We start from the raw sequence: 8,473 nt of genomic DNA, 5'->3' as shown, positions 1-8,473 counted from the left end.
CGGAGCCCGGCGCATGCTCAGCCTGCGACGCGACGAACTCAACGCCCACTTTCCCGGCCTGCTCGACGCGGTCCTGTGCACCGCAGCCGAAAAGTTGTGACGACGGCTATATCGCAAGAGACAATTCCGCACAGAGGCGGTCAGGCGCGCAGCCATCTTTCGTGATCGGCTGGTGGTCGCTGTCGCGATGGCGACTTCACGGTTGCACGATCTGGACCAACTGCTCGCCGAGGTTGCCGCCCTCGAAGACCCCGCGTAACGCGCTCGGCGCGGATTCCAGTCCGCTACTTACGGCGACCGTGATGCTTCCCTGGTCGTGCCAGTCACGCAACGCGGTGGGCCGCATGATCTACGCCTACCGCAACCATCCGTACCATCGGCAGCCGTTGCCGCAAGAGCGGGTTGCGGAGCTCGGCGAAGTTCGGCCAGGCGGAGCGGCGCATGCAGCAGGAGCTGGCCGAGCGCGGCAAATCCGGTGAGGACCGCCAAGCCCTGCTGGACGAGCTACTGGCTATCGTCACCGATCCGCAGATCACCGACGAGGAGATCGGCGGATTGATCCGCGGCGAGAAGATCGGGTGGGATCGGCTGCGGGCGGCGATCGCGCAGGCCGAGCCCCGTCTTCCGCGTGATCACGGGCATCTGGCCGCACTGGATTCGTCGTACAACTATCTGCGGCAGTTCACCCCGGCGGTGTTGTCGGCGGTGCGGTTCGCCAGCGGCACCGCAGCGACGGAGTTGCTGCTCGCGGTGGACATGCTGCGCGAGCTGAACGCGATCGGTCGCCGGAAGGTGTTCGACGAGGCCCGGCGGGGTTCGTGCCGACGAAGTGGCGCGGCTATCTCGAGGAGGCCCGGAAATCGGGCAGTGCCGCCGCATATAGGCACTACTGGGAGCTGTGCGTACTGCTGGGGCTGCGGGACGGGTTGCGCAGCGGGGACGTGTACGTGCCGGGCTCGCGCCGCTACGCGGACCCGGCCGCCTACCTGCTCACCGCCGAGCAATGGACGCCGCAGCGGGCCGAATTCTGCCGCCTGGTCGGCAAACCCGCCGACCCCGGCGAGGCCCTGGCTGCGATGACCGACGAGCTGCACGAGGCAGTCGGTGAGCTGGAGGCGGTGCTGTCCGGCGGTGACGGGCCGGTGTGTGTGGACGAGGGCGGGGATCTGGTGATCTCGCCGTTGACCGCAGAAGACGTTCCCGCGGAGGCGGTTTCGCTCAAGGCAGAGCTGACCGAGATGCTGCCGTTCGCGCCGATCGTGTCGCTGCTGATCGAGCTGGACAAACGCACCGGCTACCTGGACTGTTTCACTCACGCCTCGGGCAAACAGACCCGCACCCCGGAACTCAAACGCAACCTCATTGCGGTGCTGCTGGCCCACTCGACGCACCTGGGGCTGACCCGGATGGCGGAGGCCTGCGGCATCTCCTACGACATCCTGGCGTGGACTTCGGAGTGGTATGTGCGGGAAGAGACCTTGCGTGCGGCGAACCTCGCGATCATCGACTGCCACCAGCGGCTGCCGCTGACCGCAGTGTTTGGCGGCGGCACACTGTCGTCGTCGGATGGGCAGCGGTTCCCGGTGCGTGGCAAGTCGACCTCGGATGGTCATCCACGGCGGCCGGGTGCTGTCGACCTACACTCATGTCACCGATCAGCATGCCACCTACGGTACGAAGATCATCGTCGCCACGAAACGTGAAGCGCACTACGTGCTGGACGAAATCCTCGGCAACGCAACGGATCTGCCGATCACCGAACACGCGACCGACACCCACGGCGTGACTCTGGTCAACTTCGGGCTGTTCGACCTACTCAGGATGCAGCTCTCACCCCGGATCCGGGACCTGGGCCGGATCACCCTGTACCGGCCCGGCGCCCGCCGTGAGACCGAGGCCCGGTTCCCGCACGCCGGACCGCTGATGACGCGGCGGGCCAACCTCGAGCTGATCGCCGAGCACTGGGACGATCTGCTGCGGCTGGCCGGGTCGCTGAAGTTCGGGCACGCCACCGCCTCGCTGCTGGCCTGAAAGCTGTCCGCCTCCGGACGGCAAAAGACCCTGGCCACCGCGCTCAAGGAGTACGGGCGCTGCGCCGCACCGTCTACGCTGCGAAATACCTGTCCGATCCGGACTATCGGCGCAAGATCTCCCGTCAGCTCAACAAGGGCGAGTCCCTCCACGCTCTGCGGCGGGACCTGCTGTACGCGCACGAGGGCATGATCCGCGCCCGCCAGCTCGAAGATCAAACCGAGCAAGCCTGGTGCCTGACCCTAGCCACCAACGCCGTAATAGCCTGGACCACAGAGTATTACGGGCTCGCCGTGGACCAGATTCGCCGAGCCGGGCGCCGGATCGACGACGAAGTGTTGGCGCACATCTCCCCCGCGCACAGCGAGAACATCAACTTCTTCGGCGCGATCGAGGTCGATATCGATGCCGAACTTGCCCAGCTCGGACCGACCGGGTACCGGCCCTTGCGGGTGCGTGACACGCTGTTCTGATCCGCTGAGGGACCCCGTATGACTGGCGGACCGCACCGGCGCCGACATGTCGTACCACATCACCCTACGTGCTGGATCGCTCACGAACGCGCCTCGCCCGACCGGTTACCCCAGGATGCGCTTCACGTGCTCGTGGTCGAGCGACTCGGGAGTCGCCGCCTTGGGGTACTGGTCGGCGCAGGTCCGACCCGACCTTTCTGGGATTGGTCGTGGTTCCAGGCTCGCAGATAGTGCGGGACGGAGACACGTAGCCGAAGGCGAACGGGCTGCCGCCGACACTGATCCGGCAACCTGCCGGGCGGTGATATCCAAACCATTGGCCGCCGAGGGGCCAGCTGTAAGTGCGCCAGCGGTCGCCGGTCCATACGTGCAGCGCGTAAATGCCCTACGCCGTGGTAAGTCCCTCGATGAACAGGGTCAGAAAGCGCTCCGAGGCAGCCGCGGGATCGGCGGCCGGTCGCGCCAGCCGCGCCACGGCGCTGCTGGTGGCGAGCAGTTCATCGATGCCCAGATCCGACCTCACCTGCCCGGACTGCTGAGCTCGGTGCAGCAGCTCGGCCGCGGCAACTCGGAGTCGCTCACATCTGTCGTGTAGGGGTGAATTCGGGTCCCTCAGCGCTTCGGATACCGAATCGGGTAGCCCGTCGTACCAGCTCAGCGCGTCGACGAGGGTGCGAGTCCAGATCCAGAGCCCCTCGGCGGCATCCGATTTCGCCGCCAATTCCTGCGCTCGGGTGGCCAGCTGGTCGAATCCGTCGCCCAGCAATGCGCCCAGCAGTGCGTCACGGGTCGGGAAATGCCGGTAGAGGGTGGCGACATTCACCCCGGCCGTGCGTGCCACCTCACGCAGCGAAGCACCTGTCCCCTGGACGGCGAAGACTTCCTGAGCCGCGCGCATCAGCTGGTCACGATTGCGCCGACCGTCCGCACGCATCACGGAACCGGAATCTCGGTCTCCGCTGTCCATGAACTCCACTCTCCTTGTGATCACACGACACTTGCTAAACGAAGCGCCGCTTCGTATGTTCGAAGCACTGCTTCGTTTACTGCGGAGTCTATCCCCCAAACATGAGGTGTCCTATGCCCAAAGAACTCGATGACTGGCACGCGCAGGTCGGCGGCTTCGTCGCCCGCCCGAGTTTCGATTCCTATGCCGAGAAGTACCGCGACTACTTCGCGATGCAGCGCCGAGACGGAATCCTCGAGCTGCGCATGCACACCGACGGCGGCCCTGCTCGTTTCGGCTGGGCCACCCACAACGCGTGGGCTCAAGCATGGCAGGAGATCGGCAACGATCCCGAAAATGAGGTGCTCATCCTGACCGGGACAGGTGACCAGTGGCTCGGACTGCCCGACGCCCGCTCTATTGATCCGAGCGAGGCGGCCAAGGAACTCATCCGGGGCCAGCGCCCGCACGATTTCACCTACGAGCACGCCTACTACGACGCCACGAAGCTGATCGAGAACTTCGTGTTCGGTATCGACATTCCCACCATCGCCGCGATCAACGGACCGAGCCCGGCGCACACCGAATTCGCGCTGTTGTGCGATATCACCTTGGCCGCGGAAACCGCCATCATCATGGACCCGCATTTGCTCGCCGGCACCGCGCCGGGAGACGGTCAACAGCTCACCTTGCAGGAACTCATCGGCACGAAAAGGGCTGCTTACCACATGTATACAGGTCTGCCCCTCGACGCCCGCCAGGCTCTCGAGCTCGGTCTGGTCAACGAGGTCTTGGTGCCGGATCGGCTGCTGCCACGCGCCTGGGAGATCGCGGCGGCGATCATGCGAGCACCCCGGACGGCTCGCCGATTCACCCACGCGATCGCGCAGCGACCCTGGAAACGCCGCCTGGTGCAGGACCTCGGATTCGGCCTCGCCCACGAGATGCTCGGCATCTCCGCCGACGGACTCGACCTGTGACCGGTCAGGCACCGACGAGCACGTCGGGCGTATGGCGCACGAGTACCGACACCGACGACCGGTCGTCCGACCTCGAACCCGGCCACTGGAGCTGGAATTCCTACAACTGGCACGCCGTCGGAAGCTTCGTCCGGCATATGCCCTGTAACTGCCGTTCCCTCACTGTCGAAGAAATCGACGGTTCCGACGACGACTTGCGCATCCGCGCGTTCAATCGGCCCGACGGCAAACTCACCATCGTTCTGTCCAACCGCTCCCACGCCCCCACACCTTCCGCCTGCACACCGACCGCACCGCCTCCTTCCGCAGCTACCGCTACACACCCGACTTGGCCGGCGACCGATGTCAAGGCATCGCGGTCGGCGACCATCAAGGCCCGAACCTCGAACTCCACATCCCCGACATGGCTTGGGAGTTCTGGGAGGAAACCTGAATGAACCAGAGGGAGAAGTGACATTTCCGGTGAGTCATTCCGGGAAGAAGACACACATACATGAGGACATCAGGCTTGCCACGTGGCCTCCCCGGCAGCGGAATTACTCCGGATAACGGGCTGTTATCCAGTATCATCGCATCCGGCCTGCGGCGATACCGCGCAGCGTCGACACGAAGCGACCCCGTTATCCGGGGTCCCGATTGTCAGTAGGGCGTGTCGGCCGTGACGCGTTCGAGCGTGCGTCGGCCCATCCGGCTCAGGGGCGCGTTGCTGTCGTGGTAGTACCAGACCAGGCCCATCGCTTGCTGAAATGCCCAGGCTCTGCCGCGTTCCCACTCCAGTTCGTCGCAGCCGAGGTGATCGCGGAACGCTCGGCGCGGGCGCGTATCGAGCAGGTGCCAGGCGCTGACGAGATCCAATGCGGGATCTGCCGGTCCGAGACCGCCGACGTCGATGACACCGGCCAGGCGGCCGCCGGATACCAGTACGTTCCCCGCAATCAGGTCACCATGATTCATCACGTCCTTGCTCCCGCCGCGGGGCAGTTCCCGCAACATCAACCACAGCCGCCGTATCTCCATGAGTTGGATGCCGGGATGGTCACCGTTCTCGGTGGAGACCTCGCTCCAGAATCTCTTTCGAAATCCGCTTACCGTCGACCGTGACCCACCGCCCGGAGCCGTACCGTCCAGACTCGAGTAGCTGACGGTCCATCGCAAGCTGATTCAACGTCTTTTCGTCGCCGTCGACACGGCCAGACTTGCACTCGGAGAACTCCCGGCTCTGGGCGTTGACCACACGCGCCTGATCGATTCGCCGGTAGTCTTTACCGTCTCCCCCCAGCCCGTATTCAGTATGCTCGCGAACCCATCCGTTCTCACGGGTCTCGCCACGCATCTGGGCCATGCCGTAATGGAAGTGCATCCCTCGTTCATTGTTCTTTTTTCCGAGATTTCTCTCTTGGGCTTGCCGGGCGCGGAACTCCTCCCGCTCCCAATGCCTCCGCAACTCATCATCAGGCATGAAATTCACCTACCCCGGCGGCACCGAAAGAGGGGCTACTGATTACGTTGCTGCCACTCGACCCAATCCCGTGCGTAGCTCCTGGCCGCCAACCAAACGTCTACCCACCCCTCGGTCATGATCCAATCCACCAGTGCGAGCGCACTGAATTCCAGTTCTTCCTCGTGCTGGAACCGGATAGCGGGACCGATCACGTCGTATATCGGCCTGCCTGGCCGCAGCGGAGCCTGATTCACCCATTGCGCACCCGCCATGCGCACGAAATGCTCTCCGACGAACCGCGCCAACTGGTCAATGACATCAGCGTTGTCCGAGATGATCATGTCTTGTTTATCAGCGAATTTTTCATCGACCGCCTTGCCGATCCGCTCCAGCAGCGGATCCTGCCACCACTTTTCCGCTGGCAAATCTTTGTCGATATCCGGAAGGGTCGCGATAATCAGCTCACGTATTTGCGATTCCATCCGTTCCGGCGCAATCCAATCCGCCCACGCCTCCACCCCCTCATCAACCTTGACCTCTACCCCGAGATCCAAACCCAGCTGATCATCTGACATGTCGTGTCCTCATAATCGGGCGAGTGTGTTTGAACGCGCGCCATCTTAACCACGGGCGGCGACAGAGGGACTGCTGCAGGATGAGGTGACAGTTTCGGTCACGCGGCCTGACTGGCCGGTGGGGTCATGATTGTCTCGTATTCGATCGGGGTCAAGCGGCCGAGGCCGATCTGTCTGCGGCGCCGGTGGTAGGTCCGCTCGATCCAGGTGACGATCGCGATCCGCAATTCTTCCCGGGTAGGCCAGGAGCGGCGGTCCAGAACATTCTTCTGCAGGAGCGCGAAGAAACTCTCCATAGCGGCGTTGTCACCGGCCGAGGCGACGCGGCCCATCGAGCCGACCATGGCGTGTCTTGCCAAGGCGTGCACGAACTTTCGGCTACGAAATTGGGATCCGCGGTCGCTGTGCAGAATGCATCCGGCCACGCTTCCGCGCCGGGCCACGGCGTTGTTGATGGCGCGAACGGCGAGGCGTGATTTCATCCGCGAGTCGATGGAATACCCGACGATGCGATTCGAGTACACGTCCTTGATCGCACAGAGGTAGAGTTTGCCTTCGGCCGTGCGATGTTCGGTAATGTCGGTGAGCCACAAGACATTTGGAGCATCAGCGGAGAACACGCGACGGACCAGGTCGTCGTGGACCGGCGGGCCGGGTTTCTTCGTCCGGCCGCGTTGCTTGCCGAATACGCTCCACCAGCCGGCCTGTGAACAGATTCGCCACGCGGTCCGCTCGGCCATCGGCTCTCCGGCGGCGCGGGCCTCGTCGACCAGGAACCGGTAGCCGAATTCGGGGTCGTCGCGGTGCGCGTTGAACAACGCGTTGGCCCGATACGCCTGTGCGAGTTCGGTATCGGTGACCGGGGCGGCGAGCCACCGGTAATAGGGCTGGCGCGCCAGCCCCAGCACCCGGCACGTCACCGCGACGGGGATTCCGTCAGCGGCCAGCTCGCGGACGAGCGGGTAGATCATTTTCCCGGCAGGTTGGCCTGCGACAGATACGCCGCGGCCCGTTTGAGGACCTCGTTCTCCTGCTCAAGCAACTTGACCCGGCGCCGCAACGCCCGCACCTCGGCCGACTCATTGGTAGTCGTCCCGGGTTTCACCCCGTCGTCGACGTCGGCGTTGCGCATCCGCTTCGACACCGTCATCGGGTGCACCCCGAAATCGGCCGCGATCTCCTCGATCGTCACCCCGGCGTCACGATTGCGGGCGACCCGCACGACATCGTCACGGAACTCACGGGGATAGGGCTTGGGCACGATGGCATCCTTCCGGCTCACCCTCCGGCAAGCCAAATCAGGTGTCACCTACCCGTGCGGCAGACCCAACCCCGACGACGCATCGACACCCCGTGCCGATGCAGAATCTCGCTGACCGTCCGCCGCTCGATACCGAACCGGGCACCCAATTGATACACCGTCTCCCCACCCTCATACCCGGCGATAAGTTCCTGAACCTGATCAGCACCAAGCTGGCGGGCCCGACCAGGTTTGGGCCGATCGGCGGAAAGCGGAACCGGCGTGGCGGGATCGGGAAGCTTCCGACGCAGGGCTTCCAGGGCTTCTACCTGCGGTTTCGAGTTATAGTAAGCTCCCCCAAGGTCCACAAATTAGCACCAATCCGAACCGGTTTCATCAGGGTCCTGGCCAGAGGTTTTCCTCTGGCCAGGACCCTGATGACGTTTGAGTGGGCTGTGGTGGCGGTGCTGGGCAACGCGGCCAGCACGCAGACCGCCGCCCGACCGGCCAGTTCACTTACGATCGACCGCACCCGGCCGGGTAGCTGGATGGTTCGCCGTTGGTAGCGTTCGAGCACGCCGGGAACCCGCTCACGGAAGGTTCTGCAGCACTGCGGCGTCGGGCAGACCAGCCGCCGCACCCGCACGACCACCGAGCGGTCGTCGACCGGCAGATCCGCCACGTCCGGTGTAGCTGTGGACCTTCACCGGCTCCGCGCCGCAACGCGAGCACACCGGCGGGCCCGGCGCCGTCCTAATACTCCAGCCGCACTTAGTTATGTAATCGG

7 protein-coding genes and 1 pseudogene are annotated in these 8,473 nt (G+C 64.4%); 2 read left to right on the top strand and 6 right to left on the bottom strand.

The genetic code is table 11. The features are described 5' to 3' along the window. Positions 1-196: 196 nt before the first annotated feature. Positions 197-346, bottom strand: a complete 150-nt coding sequence (locus NM2_RS50040; RefSeq protein WP_157122081.1) for a hypothetical protein — start codon at positions 344-346, stop codon at positions 197-199. A gap of 65 nt (positions 347-411) precedes the next feature. Between NM2_RS50040 and NM2_RS53290 the strand changes: the two are divergent. Beyond that, positions 412-2,504, top strand: a pseudogene (locus NM2_RS53290) (Tn3 family transposase); the annotation flags it as partial. Positions 2,505-2,889: 385 nt separating this feature from the next. On the opposite strand, the gene NM2_RS46590 reads toward NM2_RS53290, so the two are convergent. Continuing rightward, complete coding sequence (locus tag NM2_RS46590) at positions 2,890-3,471, bottom strand: TetR/AcrR family transcriptional regulator (protein ID WP_067684167.1); 582 nt, start codon at positions 3,469-3,471, stop codon at positions 2,890-2,892. 113 nt (positions 3,472-3,584) lie between these two features. Between NM2_RS46590 and NM2_RS46585 the strand changes: the two genes are divergently transcribed. Continuing rightward, entirely contained in the window at positions 3,585-4,430 is an 846-nt protein-coding gene (locus NM2_RS46585) for an enoyl-CoA hydratase/isomerase family protein (protein WP_067684161.1), read from the top strand. 639 nt (positions 4,431-5,069) lie between these two features. Here NM2_RS46585 and NM2_RS46575 read toward each other — a convergent pair. From NM2_RS46575 to NM2_RS46565, 4 genes are all read right to left on the bottom strand, one after another. Beyond that, on the bottom strand, positions 5,070-5,447 hold the full coding sequence (locus NM2_RS46575; RefSeq protein WP_084532413.1) for a phosphotransferase: 378 nt from the start codon (positions 5,445-5,447) through the stop codon (positions 5,070-5,072). 19 nt (positions 5,448-5,466) lie between these two features. Next, on the bottom strand, positions 5,467-5,889 hold the full coding sequence (locus tag NM2_RS48595; RefSeq protein WP_084532412.1) for a hypothetical protein: 423 nt from the start codon (positions 5,887-5,889) through the stop codon (positions 5,467-5,469). 35 nt (positions 5,890-5,924) lie between these two features. After that, positions 5,925-6,446, bottom strand: a complete 522-nt coding sequence (locus NM2_RS46570; protein ID WP_067684155.1) for a hypothetical protein — start codon at positions 6,444-6,446, stop codon at positions 5,925-5,927. Between the two features lie 98 nt (positions 6,447-6,544). Next, positions 6,545-7,707 (bottom strand): IS3 family transposase gene (locus tag NM2_RS46565; RefSeq protein WP_157122078.1). Its coding sequence is split into 2 segments (ribosomal slippage): positions 6,545-7,420 and positions 7,423-7,707, totalling 1,161 coding nucleotides; the frame shifts between segments, so codons are not numbered across the junction. Between the last annotated feature and the right edge of the window lie 766 nt (positions 7,708-8,473).

Origin of the sequence: Nocardia miyunensis NBRC 108239 (assembly GCF_001613065.1) — a bacterium.
Classification (GTDB): domain Bacteria; phylum Actinomycetota; class Actinomycetes; order Mycobacteriales; family Mycobacteriaceae; genus Nocardia; species Nocardia miyunensis.
The sequence above is the reverse complement of the archived record's forward strand: the minus strand, read 5'-3'. Positions and strand labels throughout refer to the sequence as shown.

Excerpts from the sequence above, each read along its gene's own strand:
- NM2_RS46570 (WP_067684155.1), bottom strand. The coding sequence starts at position 6,446 with ATGTCAGATGATCAGCTGGGTTTGGATCTCGGGGTAGAGGTCAAGGTT.
- NM2_RS50040 (WP_157122081.1), bottom strand. The coding sequence starts at position 346 with ATGCGGCCCACCGCGTTGCGTGACTGGCACGACCAGGGAAGCATCACG.
- NM2_RS46575 (WP_084532413.1), bottom strand. The coding sequence starts at position 5,447 with ATGGAGATACGGCGGCTGTGGTTGATGTTGCGGGAACTGCCCCGCGGC.
- NM2_RS46590 (WP_067684167.1), bottom strand. The coding sequence starts at position 3,471 with ATGGACAGCGGAGACCGAGATTCCGGTTCCGTGATGCGTGCGGACGGT.
- NM2_RS48595 (WP_084532412.1), bottom strand. The coding sequence starts at position 5,889 with ATGCCTGATGATGAGTTGCGGAGGCATTGGGAGCGGGAGGAGTTCCGC.
- NM2_RS46585 (WP_067684161.1), top strand. The coding sequence starts at position 3,585 with ATGCCCAAAGAACTCGATGACTGGCACGCGCAGGTCGGCGGCTTCGTC.